The organism is Nocardioides gansuensis, from assembly GCF_003076135.1.
GTDB lineage: Bacteria > Actinomycetota > Actinomycetes > Propionibacteriales > Nocardioidaceae > Nocardioides > Nocardioides gansuensis.
The window spans coordinates 307,842-332,176 of sequence record NZ_QDGZ01000004.1; the positions used below are offsets into that span (position 1 = coordinate 307,842).

Below are 24,335 nucleotides of genomic sequence, written 5' to 3' on the forward strand. Positions count from 1 at the left end.
TGGACATGACGACCGGGACCGAGCTCGAGAGCCACTTCATTGCCACGGACCTTGGGCCTGAGGCTCCCGAGGACCGCAAGGTCGCCAGCAAGTCGCCGACCCAGCTGGCGCTGGCGCGGTTCCGCAAGGACAAGCTCTCGATGGTCTCCTTCGTCATCGTGGTGTTCTACTTCCTCGCGGCGCTCGCGGCCCCGTTCCTGGTGCAGGCGGGTGTGCTCAACCCGTTCACGACCCACGACGAGTTGCTGGACGCGAACACCCTTCCCCTCGGGGGCTTCGGCGGGATCTCGTGGGACCACCCGCTCGGCGTGGAGCCTGGCGTAGGTCGCGACGTGCTGTCCCGGGTGTGGTACGGCATCACCTTCTCGCTGGCGATCTCCTTGTCGGCCACGTTGCTTGCGGTCATCATCGGCGTCGTCGCCGGGATCGTCTCGGGCGCCTCCGGCGGTTGGATCGACGCGATCATCGGCCGGATCATCGACCTCACCCTCGCTTTCCCGCAGACCCTGATGTTGCTGGCACTCTCGTCCGTGGCCCTCGCCTTCATCACTGAGGTCCTGGGCGTTCCGGCGGGCGATCCGGCGCGTGCGTTGTACGTGATCGTGGTGCTCGGGCTGTTCGGCTGGACCGGGGTGGCCCGCATCGTCCGAGGGCAGGTGCTGTCGTTGCGCGAGCGCGAGTTCGTGCACGCCGCCCAGCTGCTCGGCGCATCCAAGATGCGGCTCTACTTCCGGGAGATCCTTCCCAATCTGTGGGCGCCCATCCTGGTCACGTTCACCCTGATCATGCCGGCCTTCGTCTCGGCCGAGGCCGCCTTGGCCTACCTGGGTGTGAGCATCCACCCGCCGACGCCCACGCTGGGCAACATCCTGCGCGACTCGTTGAGCTATGCGCAGAACGACTTCGTCTACTTCTTCTCGCCGGCGTTCCTGATCGCCGTCATCGTGGTCAGCTTCAACCTGCTCGGTGACGGCGTGCGGGACGCGCTCGACCCGAAGGGTCACCAGTGACCGCTGCTCGGTCAATCAATCCAGAGCTTCGTCGACACACCGTCGTCGAATGTGCCGCCGCACCGCGCGCTGCACGTCCAAGGAGGAAACACATGGGTATCAAACTGAGGAGGTCGGTCGCGGCCAGTGCTGCCGCGGTCCTGGGGCTCAGCCTCATGGCCGCCTGCGGTGGCGACGGCACGACCGACGAAGGCCCCGAGAGCGAGACGTCCACCGCGGGTGGCACGCTCAAGGTGCTCCAGCACTTCCCGTACGAGGCATCCGACCCCCAGCGGATCTACTACGGCGTGCAGCTGGCGTGGTATCGCCGACTCATCTATCGGGGCCTGCTCGCCTTCCCCATGTCGGAGGATCCCGAGGAAGCCACCACACCCGTCCCTGACCTCGCCACCGACACCGGCACCTCCTCCGAGGAGGGAAGGGTCTGGTCCTTCACGCTCAAGGACGGCGTCAAGTGGGAGGACGGCACCGACATCACATGTGAGGACGTCCAGTACGGCACTTCGCGCGTCTTCGCCAACGACCTCATCACCGGCGGCCCGAACTACACACTCAGCTACATCGACGTGGAGGACTACCCAGGCCCGTACAAGGCGACCCCGGCACAACAGCAGGCCTTCGAGGAGGCGGTGAGCTGTGACGGCAAGACCATCACCTTCCGCTTCAACAAGCCGTGGGCAGACTTCCCGCAGGCCATCGCCGGCATGATGATGACCGACCCCTACAAGGAGTCGTTCGACGAGGGCGCCAAGAGCCAGTGGAAGGTGCTCTCCAACGGCCCGTACAAGGTCGAAGGCGGCGTCTGGGAGAAGAACAAGGGCGCGACCCTGGTTCGCAATCCCGAGTACGACCCCGCCACCGACGACCCGGAGACCCTGCGTCTGGCGCTGCCGGACCAGATCGACTACCAGATCGACCCGTCAGAGACCTCCGGCGAGCTGTTCAACGACCGACTGATCACCGACGCCCCCGACGTGCAGAACGCGATCACGACGGCCCGAGTGGTCCCGTCGCAGTTCGCGCAGCTCGAGGGACCGGTGCTCGACCGCTACCTCAACGTTGAGTCGCCTTACACGCAGTACCTCACGCCCAACTTCAACCGGCTCAAGGACGTCAAGGTGCGCCAGGCCCTCGCGGTCGCGCTCGACCTCGACGGCTACGTGAAGGCCCTCGGTGGCGACAAGGCTGCGGCTCCTGCGGAGAGCATCGTCAACCCGAGCGTCAGTGGCTACCAGCCGAACCCCGCGTTCGACGGAGACAACTCCGGGGACCCTGAGGCCGCCAAGGCGCTTCTCGAGGAGGCCGGCGTGGAGATGCCGTATCCGATCAAGCTCGCCTACCCCGCGTCGCCCACCGCCGACAAGGCGATGGCCGTCATCAAGGAGGGCTGGGACGCCGCCGGCTTCGACGTTACGCTCGAGGGCCAGGGTGACACCTACTACGACGTGATCTCGCGGCCTGACGACGACTTCGACGTCAGTTGGGCTGGCTGGGGCGCTGACTGGCCGTCGATGATGACGGTCCTGCCGCCGCTCTTCGACAGCCGCCCGAACTTCTCGCCGACCACCTGTGGCCAGGACTACGGCTGCTACGAGAGCGACGAGTTCGAGAGCCTGGTCGACCAGGCGGCCAACTCCGCCACGGTCGAGGAGCAGACCAGCTTCCTCCAGGAGGCCGACGTTGTGCTGGGTGAGGAGGTTGCGTACATCCCGCTCGACACCTCCAAGTTCAACTGGCTGTGGGGCTCGAAGATCACCGGTTTCACCACGACCGCCGCGTCGTCGTCCTACCCGGAGATCGGTCTGATCGGCGTCACCGAGTGACATCAGCCTGACCGACCAGCACCACCACAACACCCCGGCTGGGTGGGCACCACCAGTGCCCGCCCAGCCACCCGGTGCCGGCAGACCCAGCCGGCCACATCTTTCTTCCAGCGCGTCCGAGCGCGCTGTCCACGAGACTGCGAGGGTGATCGATCCATGTGGGCATACATTGTCCGCCGCTGCGCCGTTGGCCTGGCGCTCCTGCTCGCGCTGACCCTGGTCACGTTCGCTCTGTTCTTTGCCTCGCCGGTTGACCCGGCGCGGTTCGCCTGCGGCAAGAACTGCTCCGAGCAGCAGCGCGACCAGGCGCGCAAGGCGCTGGGCTACGACAAGCCGGTCTACGAGCAGTGGGGCAACTTCGTCAAGGGTGTCGTCGTCGGCCGCGACTTCCCGGCGGACCCGGAGCTACGCGCGGCCGCCCCAGAGGTGGTCACCCACTGCGAGGCGCCCTGTCTGGGCTACTCCCACCTCAACGCCAGGACCGTCAACGAGCTCGTCAAGGACGCGGCGCCGGTGTCGATCTCGTTGGCCGTCGTCGCCCTCGTGATGTGGCTGATCGGCGGGGTTCTGTTCGGCATCCTGGCCGCGGTCACCAAGGGCTCGTTCATGGACCGAGGCATCGTGGGCCTCACCCTCGTGGCCTACGCGTTCCCCACCTTCTTCATCGCGGTCTTCTTCCTCAAGTACCTCGCCGTGAAGTGGCAGGTGATGCCGTATCCCGCCTACACCAGCATCGAGGAGGGGGGCATCGCCGCTTGGATGCTCAACCTGCTAATGCCCTCGTTCACCCTGGCGCTGGTGTTCATGGCCGGCTATGTCCGGATGACCCGCGCCTTCGTGCTCGAGTCGATGACCGAGGACTACATCAGGACCGCCCGGGCCAAGGGACTCCAGGGGCGCAAGGTGCTGTTCAAGCACGGCCTGCGCGCGGCGTTGACCCCTCTGGTCACCATGGTCGGCCTCGACTTCGCCGCCCTCCTAGCTGGCGCGATCATCACCGAGTCGGTGTTCGCCTATCCGGGGCTGGGCCTGCTCACGGTGCAGGCGAGCGCGGCCTACGACCTCCCGACCATCATCGGCGTCGTCATCCTGGCCGGCTCCTTCGTCATCCTCGCCAACATCATCGTCGACATTTCGTACGCCTTCATCGACCCCCGGGTCCGGCTGGGCTGAGGGAAGGAGCACCATGGAAGCGTTTCTTACTGTCGACGACCTGAAGGTCCACTTCCCCACGGTCGACGGCGTGGTCAAGGCCACCGACGGGCTCTCCTTCGGACTCGCGCGGGGCAAGACGTTGGGCATCGTGGGCGAGTCCGGCTCGGGCAAGTCCGTGTCGAGCTCGGCGATTCTCGGACTGCACCGCGGCACCAATGCCGTGGTCAGTGGAGAGATCCGCCTCGACGGCAACAACCTGCTCGCGCTCTCGGACGAGGAGATGCGCATGCGGCGGGGCAAGGAGGTCGCGATGATCTTCCAGGACCCGCTGTCGTCGTTGCACCCCTACTTCACCATCGGTAACCAGATCGCCGAGGCCTACCTGGTCCACCACAAGGTCAGCAAGTCAGCGGCGCGCACCCGGGTCGTCGAGATGCTGGACCGCGTGGGCATCCCGCAGGCCGACCGCCGCCTCAACGACTATCCACACCAGTTCTCCGGCGGCATGCGCCAGCGCGCGATGATCGCGATGGCGCTGATCAACGACCCGAGTCTGGTCATTGCCGACGAGCCGACGACAGCGCTGGACGTGACGGTGCAGGCGCAGATCCTCGACCTCCTCCAGGACCTCCAGCGAGACTTCAACACCGCAATCATCCTCATCACTCACGACCTGGGCGTGGTGGCCGAGATGGCAGATGATGTCCTGGTCATGTATGCGGGTCGTGCTGTCGAGTACGGACCCTGCAAGGAGATCCTCACGCACCCCGAGATGCCCTACACGTGGGGCCTGTTGTCGAGCGCCCCGGACCTCACTGCATCGACGAGCGGGCGATTGTTGCCGATCCCCGGCACACCCCCGAGCCTGCTGAATCCCCCGTCTGGATGTCCCTTCCACCCGCGGTGCACCCACCGGGACAAGGTGCCCGGCGACCTGTGCAGGACCACGCTGCCAGAGTTGCTGCCGGGCCATCACCGCGAGGATCACACCAAGCGCTGCCACCTCGCCGACCCCGATACGGTCTTCCGCACCGAGATCCTGCCGAATCTCGCTCCCGAGCTGGTGGAGGAGTCGTCATGACAGACCAGACCATCCCTACGATGGGCGCAGACACTTCGTCCACCGTTGCGACGCCCGCTGGCGAGCCGATACTCGAGGTGGACAACCTGCGGATGTACTTTCCGATCAAGTCCGGGGGCCTCATCCGGCGGACTGTGGGCCACGTCCAGGCCGTCGACGGCGTGTCCTTCCAGGTGCCCGTCGGAGGAGCACTAGGCCTCGTCGGCGAATCCGGGTGCGGCAAGTCCACGACCGGCCGGGTGATCACGCGCCTCTACAAGCCCACGGGAGGTGCGATCCGCTTCGACGGCCGGGACATCGGCAACCTCAAGCCGCGGGCGCTGAAGCCCTTCCGCCGCGACATCCAGATGATTTTCCAGGATCCTTACACGTCGCTCAATCCTCGGCATACGGTTGGCTCGATCATCGGCGCACCACTGGCGATCCACAACCTGGTGCCGAAGAAGCAGATTCTGTCGCGCGTACAGGAGCTCCTCGAGGTCGTCGGCCTGAACCCGGAGCACTACAACCGCTATCCCCACGAGTTCTCGGGCGGTCAGCGGCAGCGAATCGGGATCGCTCGCGCCCTCACCCTGCAGCCGAAGCTGCTGGTGGCAGACGAGCCAGTCTCGGCACTGGACGTGTCGATCCAGGCCCAGGTGGTCAACCTCCTCCAGGACATCCAGCGCGAGTTCGGCGTGGCGTTCCTCTTCATCGCCCACGACCTCGCCGTGGTTCGCCACTTCTGTCCCGAGATTGCGGTGATGTATCTCGGCAAGATCGTCGAGATCGGCGAGCGGGATCGGATCTATCGGCACGCGAATCACCCCTACACGCAAGCCCTCCTGTCGGCCGTGCCTGACGTGAAGCAGGCAGCGATCGGGGGACGTCGGGAGCGGATCCGTCTCGAGGGCGATGTGCCGAGCCCGATCAACCCACCCTCGGGATGCCGGTTCCGGACCCGCTGCCCCCTGGCCCAGGAGATCTGCGCGAGGCAAGAGCCGCCGCTCCTCCAGATCGGCCCACGGCACAAGGTCGCCTGCCACTTCGCCGGCGAGCTCGGCCAACATCCGTTCAAGCCGGTGACCGCGCGGCTGCTCGGTGTCGATGACCAGGGCAACCCCGACCCCGGGGCAGGTCCGCCCACCGAGCTCTTCACACAGCCTGGCTTCGCGGACACCTGGTTCGACATCAAGGGCCGCAGCTCCGTCGAGCCCTGAAGGCCGTGACTGGGTTGCGCCTGGGTGACCTACTAGAGTGACGCGGTGACCGAAGGGTTGTTCGAGTACGCCGGGGAGTCGGGCAGTCGTGGGACGCTGGACACGGCGTCCCACGCGGCCGCACCCCTCGCCGTACGCATGCGCCCTCGCACCCTCGACGAGCTCGTGGGGCAGCAGCAGCTGCGTGCGCCCGGATCGCCGCTCCGGCGGCTGATCGAGGGCGACCAGCCCATGTCTCTGCTCCTGTGGGGACCGCCCGGCACCGGCAAGACAACGATCGCCTCGATCGTCAGCCAGCAGACGGAGCGGCGGTTCGTCGAGGTCTCGGCGGTGTCGGCCGGCGTGAAGGAGGTGCGCGCGGCCATCGACGCCGCGCGCAGCGAGCTCGCCCGCGGGGGCCAGGAGACGGTGCTCTTCGTCGACGAGGTGCACCGGTTCAGCAAGGCGCAGCAGGACGCCCTGCTGCCGGGCGTGGAGAACCGCTGGGTGACCCTGGTGGCCGCGACGACCGAGAACCCGTTCTTCTCCGTCATCTCCCCGCTGCTGTCCCGGTCCCTGCTGCTCCGGCTGGAGGCCCTCACCGACGACGACATCTCCGCGGTCGTCGACCAGGCCCTCGTCGACGAGCGTGGCCTGGCCGGCTCGGTGGCCCTCGACGACGCGGCCCGCGAGCACATCGTCCGGCTCGCCGGGGGTGACGCGCGGCGCGCGCTCACCTACCTGGAGGCGGCCGCCGGCGCCGCGGCCAGCAAGGGACTCGACACGATCGACCTCGAGACCACCGAGACGGCCGTCGACCGGGCGGCGGTCCGCTACGACCGGCAGGGCGACCAGCACTACGACGTGGTCAGCGCCTTCATCAAGTCGATCAGGGGCTCCGACGCCGATGCCGCACTGCACTACCTGGCACGGATGATCGAGGCGGGGGAGGATCCCCGGTTCATCGCCCGGCGGCTGATGATCCTGGCCAGCGAGGACATCGGCCTGGCCGACCCCACCGCCCTCCCGACCGCCGTCGCCGCGGCCCAGACGGTGCAGCTGATCGGCATGCCCGAGGCCCAGCTCACCCTCGCCCACGCCACCCTCGCGCTCGCCGTCGCCCCCAAGTCCAACGCGGTGACCATCGCCATCGGGGCCGCCATCGCCGACGTGCGCGCCGGCAAGATCGGCTCCGTGCCGGCGCACCTGCGCGACGCCCACTACGCGGGAGCGAAGAAGATCGGCCACGGCGCGACCTACACCTACAGCCACGACGAGCCGTTCGGCATCGCCGAGCAGCAGTACCTCCCCGACGTCCTCGCCGACGCCGCCTACTACCGGCCCAAGGAGATCGGCGCCGAGGCCGCCGTGAAGGAGCGCTGGGAGCGGGTCCGCCGGATCATCCGTGGGAAGTGAGAGCGGCGGGTGCGCCCTCAGGTGCGGGTTATAGGGTCTCCCGGGTGAGCAGTGAGCAGGTCCTGATGGCCGTCGTCGGCGCGATTGCGCTGGTGTCGTTCCTGCTCGCCCTCGTGGCCACCCGCATCGCCGCCGGGGCGCGGCGGGAGAGCGAGTCCGCGCAGGCCGCGACGAGGGTCGCCGAGGCCAGGCTCGCCGACCTCGAGGCCGCCCACGTGCGTCGTACGCCGGCCGCGGAGGCGCCCGCGCCCGTGCAGCCCCATACGGCGCAGCCTGATATGGCGCAGTCGCCGAGCCCCGCGCCGGAGCCCAGCTTCGTGATCACCCACCTCGGCGAGCCGGAGGAGGAGACCGCGACTGCCGTCGCCGGACGCATCGACGGCCGGCTGTTCGCCGACATCGTCGCCCGCGAGTCCGTGATCAAGGCGGCCGGCCTCGCCCACGGCCTGCGGCGTGCGCTGTCGCCCGAGCAGCGCAACCGCATCCGCTTCGAGATGAAGCAGGAGGTCAAGCGCTCCCGCAAGCAGCGCAAGGCCGACCAGCGCCAGGCGATCCGCGAGTGGGAGGCCCGCCAGCGGGCCGCCCTCGCTGACGAGCCCGCCGACTGCCCGGGCGGGGAGGACAGCGCAGCATGAGGCGCGGCTTCTGGTTCGTCGCCGGGGCCGGGGCGGGCATCTACACCGTGGTCCGGGGCCGCCGCGCTGCCGAGGCGCTCACCGCCGACGGCCTGCGCGACCGCGCCCGCGCCCTCGCGCTCGGCGCGCGGCTGTTCACTGACGAGGTGGCCGCCGGGCAGGCGGAGAAGGAAACCGAGTTGCGCGAGCGGCTCGGCCTCCCGCCCACTGGACACCGACAGCTCACCGCTCGACCCGCACGCAAGGAAGGCACCCCCTGATGGACACCGCGGACGTACGCCGCCGCTTCACCGCCCACTTCGAGGCGGCCGGCCACACTGTCGTGCCCTCCGCCCCCCTGCTGCTCGACGACCCCAACCTGCTGTTCGTCAACGCCGGGATGGTGCCCTTCAAGCCCTACTTCCTCGGCCAGGAGACCCCGCCCTACGCGCGCGCCACCAGCGTGCAGAAGTGCATCCGCACCCCCGACATCGAGGACGTCGGCAAGACCACCCGCCACGGCACGTTCTTCGAGATGTGCGGCAACTTCTCCTTCGGCGACTACTTCAAGGAAGGCGCCATCGAGCTGGCCTGGGACCTGGTCACCAAGCCCGTCGCGGACGGCGGGTTCGGCCTGGAGGAGTCCCGGCTGTGGCCGAGCATCCTGCACGGAGACGACGAGGCGCTCGCCCTCTGGATGAAGGTCACCGGCCTGCCCTCCGAGCGGATCGTCAAGCTCGGCCCCAAGGAGAACTACTGGTCCATGGGCGTGCCCGGCCCGGGCGGTCCGTGCTCGGAGATCCTCTACGACCGTGGCCCCGAGTTCGGTCCCGACGGTGAGTTCACCACCACCGACCGGATCGCGATGCCCACCGAGCTCGAGGACCGCTACCTCGAGATCTGGAACCTCGTCTTCATGCAGGACGAGCTCTCCGCTGTGCGGTCGAAGGAGGACTTCGACATCGCGGGCTCGCTCCCGAAGAAGAACATCGACACCGGCATGGGCCTCGAGCGGGTCGCCTACCTGCTCCAGGGCAAGGCGAACATGTACGAGATCGACGTGATGTTCCCGGTGATCCAGCGGGCCGAGGAGCTGACCGGCAAGAAGTACGGCGCGCAGCACGACGACGACGTGCGCCTCCGTGTCGTCGCCGACCACGTGCGCAGCTCGATGATGCTCATCAACGACGGCGTCACCCCCGGCAACGAGGCGCGCGGCTACGTGCTGCGCCGGCTGCTCCGCCGGGCGGTCCGCTCGATGCGCCTGCTCGGCTTCGAGGACCGTGCGCTCCCCGAGCTGATGCCGGTCTCGCGCGACCGGATGGCCGAGACCTACACCGACCTGCTGGCCAACTGGGAGCGCATCTCCACGGTGGCCTACGCCGAGGAGGACGCGTTCCGCCAGACGCTCAAGGCGGGCACGCAGATCTTCGACCTCGCCACCAGCGAGGTGAAGAAGTCCGGCGGCACCCAGCTCTCGGGTGACCGGGCGTTCGCCCTGCACGACACCTACGGCTTCCCGATCGACCTCACCCTCGAGATGGCGGCCGAGCAGGGCCTCAGCGTCGACGAGGTCGGCTTCCGGCGGCTGATGGCCGAGCAGCGCGAGCGGGCGAAGGCCGACGCCAAGGCGAAGAAGGGCACCCACCAGGACGCGCGGGCCTACCGCGAGGTGGCCGACTCGATGGGCCAGAAGGTGGAGTTCACCGGCTACACCGAGGTCGTCTCCGAGGGCGCGGTCCGCGGCATCGTGGTCGGCGGCGCCGTCGTACCGACCGCGTCTGCCGGCGAGGAGGTCGAGCTGGTCCTCGACCGCACGCCGTTCTACGCCGAGGGTGGCGGCCAGCTCGCCGACCAGGGCGTGATCCAGCTCGACACCGGCGCCGTCGTCGAGGTCTACGACGTGCAGTCGCCCATCGTCGGCCTCATCGTGCACAAGGTCAGGGTGCTCGAGGGCGAGGTGAGCGTCGGCACCCACGCACAGGGCCGCGTCGACACCGAGCGCCGGCTCTCGATCTCCCGCGCACACACGGCCACGCACATGGTGCACAAGGCCTTCCGCGAGGCGCTTGGCGAGACCGCGACCCAGGCGGGCTCGGAGAACGCGCCCGGCCGCTTCCGCTTCGACTTCTCCGCCACCGGCGCCGTTCCCCAGTCGGTGATGGCCGACGTCGAGGCGCGGGTCAACGACCTGGTGCTGGCCGACCTCGCGGTCGAGGCGGAGTACATGTCCCAGGCCGAGGCGGTGAGGTCCGGCGCGATGGCGCTCTTCGGCGAGAAGTACGGCGACCAGGTCCGGGTGATCTCCGTCGGCGACTGGGCCCGCGAGCTCTGCGGCGGCACGCACACCCCGCGGTCGAGCCACCTCGGCGTGGTCAAGCTGCTGGGGGAGTCGTCCATCGGCTCCGGCGTACGCCGGGTGGAGGCGCTCGTGGGTGCCGACGCCTACCGGTTCCTGGCCCGGGAGCACGTGCTGGTCGCCCAGCTCTCCGAGGCGCTCAAGGTGCGCCCCGAGCAGCTGCCCGAGCGGGTCCACGACCTGGTCGAGAAGCTGCGGACCGCCGAGAAGGAGATCGAGAAGGTCCGCGTCGGCCAGCTGCTGGCTGCCGGCGGCGAGCTCGCCGCCGGGGCGACGGACGTGGCCGGGGTCAAGCTCGTCGCCCACCGCGTCGACGGCGCGGGTGGCGGTGACGTGCGCACCCTCGCCCTCGACGTCCGTGGCCGGCTGCCGCAGGGGCAGGCCGGCGCGGTCGTCGTGATCGGTGCCGCGGACGGCAAGGTCAGTGTTGTCGCCGCGGTCAACGACGAGGGCCGTGCGCGCGGGATCAGCGCCAACGAGCTGGTCCGCGCAGTCGGTCCGATCGTCGGCGGCAAGGGCGGCGGCAAGGACGACATCGCCCAGGGCGGCGGCACCGACGCCTCCCGCCTCGACGAGGCACTGGCCGTGGTCCAGGCCGAGGTCGCCCGGATGGCGAGCGCGTGACGGTGGGGCGGGCCTAGCCGTGCGCTGGGGAGTCCGGCTCGGGATCGACCCGGGCGACGCCCGGATCGGCGTCGCGCGCAGCGACCCCTCGGGCTTCCTGGCGACCCCGGTCGAGACGCTGCGGCGCGGCAAGGGCGACGTACGCCGCCTCTGCCAGCTGGTCGCCGAGCTGGAGGCCGTGGAGGTCGTGGTCGGCCTGCCCCGGTCGCTGTCGGGCGGCGAGGGGCCGGCGGCCGTGAAGGTGCGCGAGTTCGCCGCTCGGCTGGCGCGCCTGGTTGAACCGGTGCCTGTCAGGCTGTGTGATGAACGCCTGACCACCGTCTCGGCCGAGTCGATGCTGCGCGACCGGGGTCGGAAGGGAGCCAGCAGACGCGCGGTGGTGGACCAGGCTGCAGCGGTGCTGATCCTGCAGCACGCGCTGGACACGGAGCGGGCGACCGGAGTCGCCCCCGGAGAGATCGTCGAGGTCGAGGATGAGTGAGCTGGACTACGAGCCGCGGGTCGAGAGCGGTCGCCGGCGCAAGAAGCGCCGGTCGCCGTCGGGGTGCCTGGCCGTGGTGGTCGCGCTCGCCGTCCTGTTCGGCGGCTTCTACTTCGTGCTCACCAAGGGCGTCGAGCTGGTCGCCGACCGCTTCCAGAGCGCCGAGGACTATCCCGGCCCCGGCACCGGCCGGGTGACCTTCGAGGTCGAGGAAGGCGACACCGCCGCCGAGATGGGCCGCAACCTCAAGGCCGAGGGTGTCGTTGCCTCGGTGCAGGCCTTCCTCGACGCCGCGGCCGCGGAGCCCGACTCGGCCAAGATCCAGGTCGGCTTCTACGAGCTGCAGAAGGAGATGCCCGCGGCCGACGCGCTCGAGGTGCTGCTCGACCCCGCCAACCAGATCAAGTCCACCGTCACGGTGCCCGAGGGCATGCGGGTCGAGGACGTCGTCGAGCTGCTGGCGGAGGAGACGACGTGGCCCGCAGGTCGCTGGGAGGCCGCGCTGGAGGACACGGAGGCGCTTGGCCTGCCGGACTACGCGGAGGGCAACCCGGAGGGCTACCTCTTCCCGGCGACGTACGAGATCGGGCCCAAGGACAAGCCGGCCGACATCCTCAGTGCGATGGTCGACCGGTGGCGCCAGGCCGCCGACGAGGCCGGCCTGGAGGAGCGGGCGGCGGAGCTGGGGAAGACCCCCGCCGAGCTCATGGTCATCGCCTCGCTCGTCGAGGCCGAGGGCCGCGGCGACGACATGCCCAAGATCGCGCGCGTCATCTACAACCGGCTCGACGGGCCCGGCGACAAGGGCGGCACCAACGGCTTGCTCCAGATCGACGCCAGCGTCAACTACGGCCTCGACCAGGAGCTCGGCGTCGCGCTGACGACCGAGCAGCTGCAGCAGGACACGCCCTACAACACCTACACCCGCCCGGGTCTGCCGCCGACCCCGATCGAGGCGCCGGGTGACGCGGCCATCGAGGCCGCGGCCAACCCGGCCGAGGGCCCCTGGTACTACTACGTGACCGTCAACCTGGCCACCGGTGAGACCAAGTTCGCCGAGACCTACGACGAGTTCCTCCAGTACAAGGACGAGTACGCCGAGTACTGCACGACCTCCGACGCCTGCTGATGACGGACACCGCGGCCCGTCGCCAGTGCGCGGTGCTCGGCGACCCGATCGCCCACTCGCTGTCCCCGGTGCTGCACCGGGCGGGCTACGCCGCGCTCGGCCTGGACTGGCAGTACGACGCGCACCGGGTGCCGGCAGGTGGCCTGAGCGCCTTCCTCGACGGCCTGTCGGACGCGTGGCGTGGCCTGTCGCTGACCATGCCGCTCAAGCGGGAGGCCGTGCCCCTGGTCGACTCGCTCACCGAGCGGGCGCGGCTGGCGGGTGCCGCCAACACCGTGGTGCTGAATGACGCGGGCCGAGAGGGTGACAACACCGACATTCCGGGTGCCGCCGCCGCGATCCGCGAGCGCACGGACGTGCCCGTGGAGCAGGCCGTGGTGCTCGGCGGCGGCGCCACTGCCACCTCGACGGGGCTGGCCCTGGCCGACCTCGGCGCACGCCGCGTCGAGCTGGTCGTCCGGGTGCCCGAGCGGGCCGCGGAGACGGTGGCGGCGCTCCGCAGCCATCCCGCCGCCCCCGAGGTCGCCGTCAGCCTGCTGGGGGAGCCGCATCCCTTCCAGGCCGACATCGTGGTCAGCACCGTGCCGGTGGAGGCCCAGACCGAGGAGCTGGTGGCGCGCTGCGGGGCAGTGCCGGTGCTCTTCGAGGTGCTCTACCACCCGTGGCCGACGCCGCTGGCCGCCTCGGCCGGAGGCCGGCCGCTGGTGGGCGGCCTCGACCTGCTGGTCCACCAGGCGGCCTTCCAGTTCGAGCTCTTCACCGGCCGGCCGGCGCCGCTCCAGGCGATGCGCGAGGCAGGCGAAGCGGCCCTCGAGGCCCGTGCGCACTGAGTAGGGTGCTCGCCATGACCCAGGAGCTCGTCGCGGCGCTCGCAGCGGCCGCCGTCTGCGGGCTCGGCGGAGCGTGGGTCCCGACCCTGGTCGGTCGGCTCCCTGAGCCGGACTCCGAGCCCGACGCGTCGCTCGACGCAGGCGCCGCCGCGATCGAGGCGGACGCCCCAGATGACCCGTACGGGCCCAAGGAGCCCTACGCCGACATCGCCCGCCTGCCCGGGCTCGCCTGGAAGACAGCCCTCGCCGCGGCCGTGGCGGGCGCCCTGGTCGGCGCTGTCGTCGGCCTCGACTGGCCCCTGCTCGTGGCCCTCCCGGTCGTGCCCGTCGGCGTCGCGCTCGCGGTGATCGACTGGCGCACCCATCTCCTGCCCACGCGGCTGATCGCCCCGACGTACGGCGTGGTGGTCGCCGCCGTCGTCGCGGCCGGCCTGCTCTCGGGCGACACGGCTGCCATCTGGCGGGCCGGCATCGGCTGGCTGCTGGCCGGCGGCTTCTTCTTCCTGCTGTGGTTCCTCCACCCGCGGGGCATGGGCTATGGCGACGTCCGCCTGAGCGGGGTGCTCGGGCTCGTGCTGGGCTACCTCGGCTGGGGGCAGCTGGCCGTCGGGCTCTGGGCCGGCTTCCTGCTCGGCGGCGTCGGGGGGCTCCTCGTCAAGCGCCTCCGGCGCAGGGGCCCGGGCTACAACCCTCCCTTCGGGCCGTGGATGCTGGTCGGCGCCCTCGCCGGCGTCGCTCTCGGTGCCCAGGTCTGGGCGTCCACGTACGGCTGACGCTGTCGGGCCGTCAGAGCCCGCGTGAAAGACTGCGGCCATGCTTCGTTGGCTCACTGCGGGCGAGTCCCACGGCCCTTCGCTGGTCGCGATCCTCGAGGGCCTGCCCGCCCACGTCCGCGTCACCTCCGGCGACATCTCCGACGCCCTCGCGCGTCGCCGCCTCGGCTACGGCCGCGGCGCACGGATGAAGTTCGAGCAGGACGAGGTCACGATCATCGGCGGGGTCCGCCACGGCGAGACGCAGGGCGGCCCGGTCGCCATCCAGGTCGGCAACACCGAGTGGCCCAAGTGGGAGAAGGTGATGTCGGCCGACCCCGTCGACCCTGCCGAGCTCGACGTCCTGGCCCGCAACGCCGCACTGACCCGGCCCCGCCCGGGACACGCCGACCTCGTCGGCATGCAGAAGTACGACTTCGACGAGGCCCGCCCGATCCTCGAGCGCGCCTCCGCCCGCGAAACCGCTGCGCGCGTGGCCCTCGGCCGGGTCGCGTCCCACTTCCTCCACCAGTCCTGCGGGGCCGAGGTCGTCTCCCACGTGGTCGAGCTCGGCGGCGTCCGCGCCCCCGACGGGTCCGTGCCCGAGCCGGGCGACGTGGCCCGCCTCGACGACGACCCGGTGCGCTGCCTCGACCCCGACGCGAGCAAGGCGATGGTCGAGCGCATCGACCAGGCCCACAAGGACGGCGACACCCTGGGTGGCGTCGTCGAGGTCGTCGTGCACGGCCTTCCCCCGGGCCTGGGGTCGCACGTGCACTGGGACCGCCGCCTCGACGCGCGTCTCGCCGGTGCGCTGATGGGCATCCAGGCCATCAAGGGCGTCGAGGTCGGCGACGGCTTCGCGCTTGCGGCCACCCCCGGCTCGCTGGCGCACGACGAGATCGTGCCGACGCCGGACGGCCTGCGCCGTACGTCGGGTCGCGCGGGCGGCACCGAGGGCGGCATGACCACGGGCGAGGTCCTGCGCGTGCGTGCCGCGATGAAGCCGATCGCGACCGTCCCGCGGGCCCTACGCACGGTCGACGTCGCCACGGGCGAGGAGGCGGTCGCCCACCACCAGCGCTCCGACGTGTGCGCCGTCCCGGCCGCCGGCATCGTCGCCGAGGCGATGGTCGCGCTGGTGCTCGCCGACGCGGTGCTGGAGAAGTTCGGCGGCGACTCGGTGCGCGAGACCCGTCGCAACGCCGAGTCCTACCTCGACACGCTCCGCTTCCGATGACCGGACGCCTGCGATGACCGGCCCGAGGGTCGTCCTCGTCGGTCCGATGGGGGCCGGCAAGACCACGGTCGCCGGGCTGCTCGGCGATGCGTGGGGGCTGCCCGTGCGCGACACCGACGCCGACATCGAGGCGCGGACCGGCCGGTCGGTCTCCGACATCTTCGTCGAGGACGGCGAGGACCACTTCCGCGCCCTCGAGCGCGAGGCCGTCGCCGAGGCCCTGGCCACGCACCCGGGCGTCCTCGCCCTGGGGGGCGGAGCGGTGCTGGCCGAGGAGACCCGGGCCCGCCTGGCCGGACACGAGGTCGTGTTCCTCCGGGTCGGGCTCACCGACGCGGTGAAGCGGGTCGGCCTCGGCGTCGGCCGGCCGCTGCTGCTCGGCAACGTCCGGTCGCGCGTCAAGGTGCTCCTCGACGAGCGCACCCCCGTCTACGAGTCGGTCGCGACCCTGGTCGTCGACACCGACGGCCGCAGCCCCGACGAGGTGGCGGCCGAGATCCTGGAGGCCCTGGCATGACCGAGTCCCGCCCGACCGAGACCGTCCTCCACGTCGGCGGCGCCTCGCCGTACGACGTGGTGGTGGGGCACCACCTGGCCGACCGCCTGCCCGGCATCCTCGGGGAGTCGGTCCAGCGGGTCGCGGTGCTCTACGCCGGCGACCTCGGCGAGCTTGTCCAGCCGGTGGTGGACTCGCTCGTCGAGCACTACGACGTGCTGGCGCTCGGCCTTCCCGACGGGGAGGCCGCCAAGACCGCGCCTGTCGCGGCGGACTGCTGGGAGGCGCTCGGTGAGTCCGGGTTCACCCGCTCGGACGCCGTCGTGACCTTCGGAGGCGGCGCCACCACCGACCTCGGCGGCTTCGTCGCCGCCACCTGGCTGCGCGGGGTCCGGGTCGTGCACGTCCCGACGACGGTCCTCGCGATGGTGGACGCCGCGGTGGGCGGCAAGACCGGCATCAACACCGGTGCCGGCAAGAACCTCGTGGGCTCCTTCCACGAGCCCGCCGGGGTGCTCTGCGACCTGGCCCTGCTCGAGACCCTGCCGCGGGAGGAGCTGGTCTCCGGCCTCGGCGAGGTCGTCAAGTGCGGCTTCATCGCCGATCCCGAGATCCTGCGCCTCGTCGAGGAGACCGACCCCGCCACGCTCGACGCCACCTCGCCGGTGCTGCGCGAGCTGGTGGAGCGGGCGATCCAGGTCAAGATCGACGTGGTCGTCGAGGACCTCAAGGAGACCGGGGGCCGTGACGGCCATCCCGGCCGCGAGGTCCTCAACTACGGCCACACTCTCGCCCACGCGATCGAGCGGTCCAGCGGCTACACCGTCCGCCACGGCGAGGCCGTCGCGATCGGGTGCGTGTACGTCGCGGAGCTGGCGGCGCGGGCCGGCAGCCTCGATTCCGCCCTGGTCGCGCGGCACCGTGCCGCGTTCGCGCGCGTCGGCCTGCCGACCACCTACGACGCCGCCGGCTTCGACGAGCTGCACGCCGCGATGAAGGTCGACAAGAAGTCGCGCGGGTCGCAGCTGCGCTTCGTCGTGCTCGACGACCTCGCCCGGCCCCGGGTGCTGGCCGGCCCGTCGGAGGACGACCTCCGCGCGGCGTACGACGCGATCCGGGGGGACGCGCGGTGACGAAGGTGCTCGTGCTCAACGGCCCCAACCTCGGCCGCCTCGGCAGGCGGCAGCCCGAGGTCTACGGCCGCACCACCCACGCCGAGCTGGCGCACCTCTGCGTGGACTGGGGGAAGAAGCTCGGCCTGGAGGTCGAGGTCCGCCAGACCAACCACGAGGGGGAGCTGCTGGACTGGCTCAACGCGGCCGCCGACGACAACATCCCCGTGGTCCTCAACGCGGCCGCCTGGACGCACTACTCCTACGCGCTCTTCGACGCCTGCGCCCAGCTCACCGCGCCCCTGGTGGAGGTGCACATCTCCGAGCCGAAGCAGCGGCCCGAGGAGTTCCGCCACGCCTCGGTCGTCGAGCCGCACGCCGTGGCCACGATCGCGGGGCAGGGGATCGACGGCTACCGGCAGGCGCTGGAGCTCCTCGCCCGCGGCTAGCCCGACCGGTCACCGAACGGATCCGCCCGCTCTTCGTACGCGCAACACGCCGCGGGGGGAATGACGGGAGTCCGGCGCGACGCTACCTTGTGAGTCAGGTCACACCTGTTCCCACGGCATCGTCCAGATCGGAGAACCCCATGGCGACATCCGGACGCCGGGCCGGCCTGCTGCGCTTCGGTGCGGCCCTGGCCCCGCTCAGCCTGCTCGCGGCCTGTGGCGGAGGGGGAGGGGACCCCGCCGACTACCCCGAGGACAACATCGAGATCATCGTGCCGTTCGCGGCCGGCGGCCCGACCGACACCGTCACCCGGCTGATCACCGAGCCGATGGCCGAGGAGCTCGGCGTCGAGCTCGTCGTCCAGAACGTCGAGGGCGCCGGTGGCACGGTCGCGGCCGGGCAGGTCGCCGAGGCCGAGGCCGACGGCTACACCGTGCTGATGCACCACATCGGCATGTCGACGGCACCGACGCTCTACCCGGACCTGGACTTCGCCCCCGAGGAGGACTTCAAGACGGTCGGGCTGGTCACAGAGGTGCCGATGACGGTGATCGCCCGCAAGGACTTCGAGCCGACCACCCTCGAGGAGCTCGCCGCCTACGTCGAGGAGAACGCCGACACGGTCACCCTGGCCAACGCGGGCATCGGCTCGGCCTCGCACCTGTGCGGCGTCCTGATGCAGCAGGCGATGGGGGTGGAGGTCCAGGAGGTGCCCTACGACGGCACCGGCCCCGCCATGGAGGACCTCGTGGGCGGGCAGGTCGACTTCCTGTGCGACCAGACCACCAACACCAGCCAGCAGATCAGCGAGGGCACGGTGAAGGCCTACGCCGTCACCACGCCCGAGCCGGTCGAGAGCCTGCCCGACCTGCCGACGGCGGCCGAGGCCGGGCTCCCGGACCTCGAGGTCACCGTGTGGCACGGGCTCTACGTCCCCGCCGAGACGCCCGACGAGATCGTCGAGAAGCTCACGTCTGCGCTCCAGACGGCGCTGCAGGACCAGGGCGTGATCGACCAGATGGCCGACCTCGGCACGGCGCCGGTGGCGCAGGACCAGGCCACTCCGGACGCGCATTCCGAGCTGCTGTCGGCGGAGATCGACAAGTGGAGCGAGGTCCTCAGTGGGATCCAGGCCGAGTGAGGCAGATCGCTCGACCGGGGGCCTGCGCCCCCGGTCGAGTGCCGACCTGATCGCCGGTCTCGTCCTCGCCGCCTTCGGTCTCGCCTTCGCGGTGGCCGCGCTGGGCTACGACCGCGGGTCGCTGCTGAACATGGGTCCCGGCTACTTCCCGCTCGTCGTGGCCGGAATCCTGGTGGCCCTGGGCGTCGCGATCGTCGTGAAGGCCTACGTCGCGCCGGACCTGTCGCACCACGACACGCCCGCACGCAGTGACGGCGAGAGTCGCGACGAGGGCCTGGCCTTCGCCGCCGTCCTCTGGCGGCCGATCGTCGCGACCACGGCGGCGCTCGTCTTCTTCGCCTTCACTGTGGACGGGCTAGGCCTGGTGCTGGCGACCTTCGGCACCGCACTGATCGTGCCGTTCGCCGCCAAGGAGATGACCGTCGCGCGTGCGCTCGTCATCGCCGTGGGCCTCACCGTGGTGAGCCTGGTCATCTTCGTGGTGCTCCTGCAGCTGCGCCTCGCGCTGCTCGGCGAGTGGCTGGGAGGCTGAGCGATGGACCTGCTCAGCAACCTCGGCCTCGGCCTGTCGACGGCCCTCCAGTGGCAGAACGTGCTGTTCTGCCTCATCGGCGTGGCGCTGGGGACCGCGGTCGGCGTGCTCCCCGGCATCGGCCCCACCGCGACGGTGGCGATGCTGCTGCCGATCACGTTCAGCTTCGACGACCCCACCGCCGCGCTGATCATGCTGGCCGGCATCTACTACGGCGCGCAGTACGGCGGGTCCACGACTGCGATCCTGATCAACCTGCCGGGGGAGTCGTCGTCGGCAGTCACGGCCATCGACGGCCACGAGATGGCGCGGGCCGGGCGGGCCGGTCCCGCCCTCGCTGCGGCGGCCATCGGCTCGTTCATCGCCGGCACGTTCGCGACCCTCGTGCTCGCGGTGGCCGCGCCCGCGCTGGCCAACGTCGCGCTCGGCTTCGGGTCTGCGGAGTTCTTCTCCCTGGTCGTGCTCGGCCTGATCATGTCGATCACGCTGGCCGCCGGGTCGCCGCTCAAGGCGGTGGCGATGATCGTGCTCGGCGTCCTGCTGGCGACCGTCGGCCAGGACCAGTTCACCGGCACCCCGCGGTTCACCTTCGGCGAGCGCGAGCTCTACGACGGGCTCAACTTCGTGTCGGTCGCGGTCGGCGTGTTCGGCGTGGCCGAGATCCTGCGCAACCTCCACGACCCCGAGCGACGCGAGAAGATCGTCGAGAAGGTGACGAACCTCTGGCCCAGCCGGGAGGACTTCCGGCGGATCGCCGGGCCGATCGCGCGCGGCACCGGCGTGGGGTCGGTCCTGGGCGTGCTGCCCGGTGGCGGCCACGTGCTCGCGTCGTACGCCTCCTACGCCGTCGAGAAGAAGGTCTCGAACAACCCGCGGTCCTTCGGGCGCGGCGCCATCGAGGGCGTCGCGGGGCCGGAGTCGGCCAACAACGCGGCCGCGCAGACGTCGTTCATCCCGCTGCTCACCCTGGGCATCCCGGCGCACCCGGTGATGGCGCTGATGATCGGCGCGTTCATCATCCAGGGCATCGTCCCAGGCCCGGCGGTGATGGAGCGCGAGCCGGAGCTCGTCTGGGGCCTGATCGCCTCGATGTGGGTCGGCAACCTGCTGCTGGTGCTCCTCAACCTGCCCCTCATCGGGCTCTGGGTGCGGATGCTGACCGTGCCCTACGCCGTGCTGTTCCCCTCGATCGTGGTCTTCGCCAGCATCGGCACCTACGCCCTGGACCAGAACCCGTTCCACGTCCTCGCCATCGCGTTCTTCGGCCTCGTGGGCTTCGTGCTCGTCCGGTGCGGCTGCGAGCCGGCGCCGCTGCTGCTCGGCTTCGTCCTCGGCCCGCTGCTGGAGCAGCACCTGCGCCGGGCGCTGCTGCTCTCGCACGGCGACCCGATGACCTTCCTGACCCGGCCCGTCTCCGCCAGCCTGCTGGCGCTGGCGGCGCTCGCCCTGATCGTGGTGGCGCTGCCGGCCGTGCGCCGCAAGCGCGAGGAGGTCTTCGTCGAGGAGGAGTGAGGCGCGGCGCTCAGCGCACGACGTACTGCTCCGGGCCGGCGTCCTGGGAGCGCCACCGGTGCCCGAGGGCCGAGGCCACGACGGTCGCGGCCGAGATCAGCAGCCAGACGACGGCTCCGTCGAGCCTGGCGACTGCCGTCCCCGCGAAGAGGACCGCGGCCACGCTCGCCACCGCCGCCGCGGCGAGGACGAGCAGGGAGCCGGCGGCCCGCAGCGTGCGGCCGAGGGCGGCCCGCCAGGCACGCAGGGTCGCTCGCGCCGGGTCCAGGTGGGCCGGGCCGATGCGGGCGGTGATGCTCATGCGTTCCCTCCGTAGGTCGCCAGGCCCGAGAGGGGACTGCCCCGTCCACCCGGCGCACGCCAGCGTGCCCGGAGGGGACTGAGCAACCCTTGAAGGAACCTTGCGGCCCGCGCTGCGTGGGCTTCGGCTCAGGGCGCGACGACGCCCTCCCACGGCTCGACCGGCGTGTCGATCTCCGCCATCCTCGCGGCGTACGACGCGTAGGCGCGCCGTGCCTCGCCGTGGCGCCGGGCGCGGTGCAGCAGCTGCACGTGGAGGACGTGCATCGGCTCGTCGTAGGGGTCCTGCCCGAGCAGGCGGACGACCCAGGGCAGCGCGGCCGCCGGGGCCTCGCCCGCGGCGAGCAGCGTGACCAGGGCGCGCACGACCTCCGCGCCGAGCCGCTCGATCGCCTCGCGGGGCTCGGCGGCCCAGTCCTCGTAGAGGTCCTGGGCCAGGAACGCCCCACTGTGGAGGGCGGCGGCCGCGGTGAGCAGGTCCGCGGCCCGGTCCAACCCGGCCGCCGCCGCGGCGAGCGCCTGCTCGGCCGCGGCGCGGAACTCCTCGACATCGACGGAGACGAGGTCGAGGTCGAGCCGGACCGCCTGGCGGTCGGCCCGGACGAACGCGTCCGGGTCGATGCTCCGCTCGGGGTCGAGCACCGACCGCAGCTGCGAGAGTGCGACGGACAGCTTGCTCCCGCCCGCGGGGTCGCCCGGCCACAGCAGCTCGCAGAGGTGGTCGCGGGTCAGCCCCGCCGGTCCGGCCCCCACCAGCAGCTTGAGCAGGGCCCGTGCCTTGCGGGACGGCCAGTCCGCCGAGGTCACGGGCACGCCGTCGCGGTAGACCACGAAGCTGCCGAGGGCGTGGATCTGCACGGGGTGACGCGGCCCGGCACCGACCGAGCGCAGCGGTCCCGCGGCGGTCCAGGCGTCCGCGTGGACCCCCAGCGTCCGCAGGCGCTCGCGGGCCAGCCCGACCTCGAGCGGGCGCCCGGCCAGGCTGGCCACCACCGCCGCGTTGACCGCCGCGCGGACCTCGTTGCCGGTGCTGGTCCAGATGGACGCGGCCTCCTGCAGGCGAGGGTCCTGCGCAGGGGCGCCGTCGGCCAGCGCCGCTAGCTCGAGGAGGTCGGCGATCGCCGCCTGGTCGTGGCGCCTGCTCGCCTCAGCGAGCGCCCGCGCGGCGTACCTCCTCGCGGCTGCCTCGTCTCCCACGCCGAGCGCGATCCAGCCGGCCATGGAGGTCGCGGCCACGTGGCCCAGCACGGCGCGGTCGTCCAGGATCCGCTCGACCAGCCGGCGGGCGCGCGCCGGGTCCTCTCCCAGGGTGACCTGGGCGAGCCCGGTGCGCGCGCCGAGCACGGTGTCGAGGTCGTTGGAGCGCTCGGCCTCCGTTGCCGACTCACGGAACGCCAGCGCCGCCTGGGCGAGGTTGCCGCGCTGGGCCTGGATCTGTCCCTCGCGCAGCCACGCGAGGGCCACCATCGGCGATTCGACGGCGATCCAGCCGTCGCGCGCCTTCTGGGCCTCGACGAGTGCCTCGTCGAGCCGGCCCAGACCGGTGAGCGCCCAGGCGAGGGTTTCCCTCAGGAGCGCACGACCGCTCACGTCGGGTGTGCCGGCATTGAGCTGGAGCGCGTGCTGGAGCCGCCTCACCGCCTCGGCGTACCGGCCCTCCTCGACCTCGCTGTTGGCGACGTTGTTCTCGGTGCGCACCTGCAGCAGCACGTCCCCCGCCCGCTCGGCATAGTCCCGGGCAGCGCGGTAGGCGCGGGCGTTGTCGCTGCGCCGCCCGTCCGAGGCGGCGAGCAGGGCCTCCGCGTGCCAGACGCCGGCCAGGGCTCGGTCGTGGGGGTGAATGGCCAGCAGGCGGCGCGCCTCGGCGATCGCGGCGCGGCACTTGTCGGGATACCCCTGCTGCCAGGCCAGGGAGGCGGTCACGGCCTGGAGCTCGGCCAGGTCCGACGGTACGTCGCCGTGCTCCACCCGGGCCCGGGCCAGCTCCTCGGTGGCGAGGTCGGAGTGTCCCAGCCAGTAGAGCGCGAACGCAGCACGCCAGGCGTACGCCGTGGGGTGGGTGCCGTCCGGCCGGGCGATCCTCGCCGCGATGCGCTCCCAGTCGCGCGCGAGCAGCCCGGCGAGTGCGATCGGCGGGGGCGTGCACAGCGTCTCGAGCAGCGCGTCGTCGGGGACCGCGGCCAGTGCGGTCGCGGTCAGCCCGGCGTCGCTGGGCTGGGGCGCGACCTCTGGCGAGTCCGCGGACATGCCCCACCCCCTCCTCGAGCCCTCCCGCACGAGGGTAGTGCTGGGTGCCCGGCCCGGCAGGGACTTTGAGGATGCCGTCCGCGGGCGCTGCTCAGACGGCCAGCAGCCCCCGGACGAGCGCTGCGGCCGCACCGGTCGAGGCGACGACCACGGTGAGCCCGGCGGCCACCCGGACGCTCACCACCCGCGCCAGCAGCGTGCCGAGCCCGACGCCGACGCAGACGCCCGCCGCGGCGACCGGCCACACCCACCAGGGCAGCACGCCGGGCGCCGGCGCCGCTCCGACGAGCGCCTTGGTCACCAGCGAGGTGAGGTTGGCGGTGATCAGGATGGGCTGCAGGGTGGCCGCGAAGCGGCGGTGGTCCCACCCGGTGGCGAGGGCGTAGGCGGTCAGGGCCGGGCCGCCGACGCCGCAGGTGGTGTTCATGAAGCCGGCCGCCAGTCCCACCGACACTCCCTTCACGGGGCCGTCCACCCCTGCCCGGAGCCGGCTCAGCGTGAGCGTCGCCGTGAGGGCGACGAGCACCGACCCACCGACGAGGACGTCCAGCCAGGCGGGGTCGACCTCGCGCACGGCGAGCGCGCCCACGAGCGACCCGGCCACGATCAGCGGGACGAGGCGGGCGAAGCGGCCCCAGTCCACGTGCGCGTGCATCGCGCCGAGGACCAGCAGGGACGTCACGATGGCAGCGCCGTTGCTGACGGTCACGCCGGCGACCGGCCCCATGACGAGGGTCAGGACCGGCGCGACGACCATGCCCAGCCCGAGGCCGGCCACCCGGTGCAGGCATGCGCCGACGACGACGGCGGCGCAGAGCCCCGCCAGGGTCGTCGTGTCCATCCGGCCACGCTA

23 protein-coding genes are annotated in these 24,335 nt (G+C 71.5%); 20 read left to right on the forward strand and 3 right to left on the reverse strand.

What is annotated here, in order from left to right; genetic code table 11:
* Window positions 1–5: 5 nt before the first annotated feature.
* From DDE18_RS11000 to DDE18_RS11095, 20 genes are all read left to right on the forward strand, one after another.
* Complete coding sequence (locus DDE18_RS11000) at window positions 6–1,010, forward strand: ABC transporter permease (protein ID WP_116572304.1); 1,005 nt, start codon at window positions 6–8, stop codon at window positions 1,008–1,010.
* A 92-nt stretch (window positions 1,011–1,102) separates the two neighbouring features.
* On the forward strand, window positions 1,103–2,833 hold the full coding sequence (locus DDE18_RS11005) for an ABC transporter substrate-binding protein (protein WP_116572305.1): 1,731 nt from the start codon (window positions 1,103–1,105) through the stop codon (window positions 2,831–2,833).
* A gap of 156 nt (window positions 2,834–2,989) precedes the next feature.
* Window positions 2,990–4,006: an ABC transporter permease gene (locus DDE18_RS11010; protein ID WP_116572306.1), complete on the forward strand. Its 1,017-nt coding sequence runs from the start codon at window positions 2,990–2,992 to the stop codon at window positions 4,004–4,006.
* Between the two features lie 13 nt (window positions 4,007–4,019).
* Window positions 4,020–5,069 carry an ABC transporter ATP-binding protein gene (locus tag DDE18_RS11015; RefSeq protein ID WP_116572307.1) on the forward strand — a complete coding sequence of 350 codons (1,050 nt, stop codon included), beginning with the start codon at window positions 4,020–4,022 and terminating at the stop codon, window positions 5,067–5,069.
* 20 nt (window positions 5,070–5,089) lie between these two features.
* On the forward strand, window positions 5,090–6,268 hold the full coding sequence (locus tag DDE18_RS11020; protein WP_116572475.1) for an ABC transporter ATP-binding protein: 1,179 nt from the start codon (window positions 5,090–5,092) through the stop codon (window positions 6,266–6,268).
* Between the two features lie 45 nt (window positions 6,269–6,313).
* Window positions 6,314–7,663 carry a replication-associated recombination protein A gene (locus tag DDE18_RS11025; protein ID WP_245916603.1) on the forward strand — a complete coding sequence of 450 codons (1,350 nt, stop codon included), beginning with the start codon at window positions 6,314–6,316 and terminating at the stop codon, window positions 7,661–7,663.
* 44 nt (window positions 7,664–7,707) lie between these two features.
* The gene (locus DDE18_RS11030; protein WP_116572308.1) at window positions 7,708–8,298 is read left to right on the forward strand and encodes a hypothetical protein; all 591 of its coding nucleotides are present in this window, start codon (window positions 7,708–7,710) and stop codon (window positions 8,296–8,298) included.
* Window positions 8,295–8,558: a DUF6167 family protein gene (locus tag DDE18_RS11035; protein WP_116572309.1), complete on the forward strand. Its 264-nt coding sequence runs from the start codon at window positions 8,295–8,297 to the stop codon at window positions 8,556–8,558. Before DDE18_RS11030 ends, DDE18_RS11035 begins: the two co-directional genes overlap by 4 nt.
* The gene (alaS, locus tag DDE18_RS11040; RefSeq protein WP_116572310.1) at window positions 8,558–11,260 is read left to right on the forward strand and encodes an alanine--tRNA ligase; all 2,703 of its coding nucleotides are present in this window, start codon (window positions 8,558–8,560) and stop codon (window positions 11,258–11,260) included. The genes DDE18_RS11035 and alaS overlap by 1 nt, the downstream gene beginning before the upstream one ends.
* 19 nt (window positions 11,261–11,279) lie before the next feature.
* Window positions 11,280–11,741 (forward strand): Holliday junction resolvase RuvX, encoded by a 462-nt coding sequence (gene ruvX, locus DDE18_RS11045; protein WP_116572311.1) that lies wholly within the window; start codon window positions 11,280–11,282, stop codon window positions 11,739–11,741.
* Complete coding sequence (mltG, locus tag DDE18_RS11050) at window positions 11,734–12,870, forward strand: endolytic transglycosylase MltG (RefSeq protein ID WP_116572312.1); 1,137 nt, start codon at window positions 11,734–11,736, stop codon at window positions 12,868–12,870. Before ruvX ends, mltG begins: the two co-directional genes overlap by 8 nt.
* Window positions 12,870–13,700, forward strand: coding sequence for a shikimate dehydrogenase (locus DDE18_RS11055; RefSeq protein ID WP_116572313.1), 831 nt, complete (start codon window positions 12,870–12,872; stop codon window positions 13,698–13,700). The genes mltG and DDE18_RS11055 overlap by 1 nt, the downstream gene beginning before the upstream one ends.
* A 14-nt stretch (window positions 13,701–13,714) precedes the next feature.
* Window positions 13,715–14,473: a prepilin peptidase gene (locus tag DDE18_RS11060; protein WP_116572314.1), complete on the forward strand. Its 759-nt coding sequence runs from the start codon at window positions 13,715–13,717 to the stop codon at window positions 14,471–14,473.
* A 40-nt stretch (window positions 14,474–14,513) separates the two neighbouring features.
* Complete coding sequence (aroC, locus tag DDE18_RS11065) at window positions 14,514–15,692, forward strand: chorismate synthase (protein WP_116572315.1); 1,179 nt, start codon at window positions 14,514–14,516, stop codon at window positions 15,690–15,692.
* 13 nt (window positions 15,693–15,705) lie between these two features.
* Window positions 15,706–16,209 carry a shikimate kinase gene (locus tag DDE18_RS11070; RefSeq protein WP_116572316.1) on the forward strand — a complete coding sequence of 168 codons (504 nt, stop codon included), beginning with the start codon at window positions 15,706–15,708 and terminating at the stop codon, window positions 16,207–16,209.
* The gene (gene aroB / locus DDE18_RS11075; RefSeq protein WP_116572317.1) at window positions 16,206–17,321 is read left to right on the forward strand and encodes a 3-dehydroquinate synthase; all 1,116 of its coding nucleotides are present in this window, start codon (window positions 16,206–16,208) and stop codon (window positions 17,319–17,321) included. The genes DDE18_RS11070 and aroB overlap by 4 nt, the downstream gene beginning before the upstream one ends.
* Window positions 17,318–17,749 (forward strand): type II 3-dehydroquinate dehydratase, encoded by a 432-nt coding sequence (locus DDE18_RS11080; RefSeq protein WP_116572318.1) that lies wholly within the window; start codon window positions 17,318–17,320, stop codon window positions 17,747–17,749. Before aroB ends, DDE18_RS11080 begins: the two co-directional genes overlap by 4 nt.
* A gap of 140 nt (window positions 17,750–17,889) precedes the next feature.
* On the forward strand, window positions 17,890–18,891 hold the full coding sequence (locus DDE18_RS11085) for a tripartite tricarboxylate transporter substrate-binding protein (RefSeq protein ID WP_116572319.1): 1,002 nt from the start codon (window positions 17,890–17,892) through the stop codon (window positions 18,889–18,891).
* Window positions 18,872–19,423 (forward strand): tripartite tricarboxylate transporter TctB family protein, encoded by a 552-nt coding sequence (locus DDE18_RS11090; RefSeq protein WP_211754508.1) that lies wholly within the window; start codon window positions 18,872–18,874, stop codon window positions 19,421–19,423. The genes DDE18_RS11085 and DDE18_RS11090 overlap by 20 nt, the downstream gene beginning before the upstream one ends.
* A gap of 3 nt (window positions 19,424–19,426) precedes the next feature.
* Window positions 19,427–20,935, forward strand: a complete 1,509-nt coding sequence (locus DDE18_RS11095) for a tripartite tricarboxylate transporter permease (RefSeq protein WP_116572320.1) — start codon at window positions 19,427–19,429, stop codon at window positions 20,933–20,935.
* A 10-nt stretch (window positions 20,936–20,945) separates the two neighbouring features.
* Here the strand turns inward: DDE18_RS11095 and DDE18_RS11100 are convergent, their stop codons facing one another.
* From DDE18_RS11100 to DDE18_RS11110, 3 genes are all read right to left on the reverse strand, one after another.
* Window positions 20,946–21,236, reverse strand: a complete 291-nt coding sequence (locus DDE18_RS11100) for a hypothetical protein (RefSeq protein ID WP_116572321.1) — start codon at window positions 21,234–21,236, stop codon at window positions 20,946–20,948.
* A 128-nt stretch (window positions 21,237–21,364) separates the two neighbouring features.
* Window positions 21,365–23,482 (reverse strand): BTAD domain-containing putative transcriptional regulator, encoded by a 2,118-nt coding sequence (locus DDE18_RS11105; RefSeq protein ID WP_116572322.1) that lies wholly within the window; start codon window positions 23,480–23,482, stop codon window positions 21,365–21,367.
* A gap of 91 nt (window positions 23,483–23,573) precedes the next feature.
* Window positions 23,574–24,323 carry a sulfite exporter TauE/SafE family protein gene (locus tag DDE18_RS11110; RefSeq protein WP_116572323.1) on the reverse strand — a complete coding sequence of 250 codons (750 nt, stop codon included), beginning with the start codon at window positions 24,321–24,323 and terminating at the stop codon, window positions 23,574–23,576.
* Window positions 24,324–24,335 lie beyond the last annotated feature (12 nt).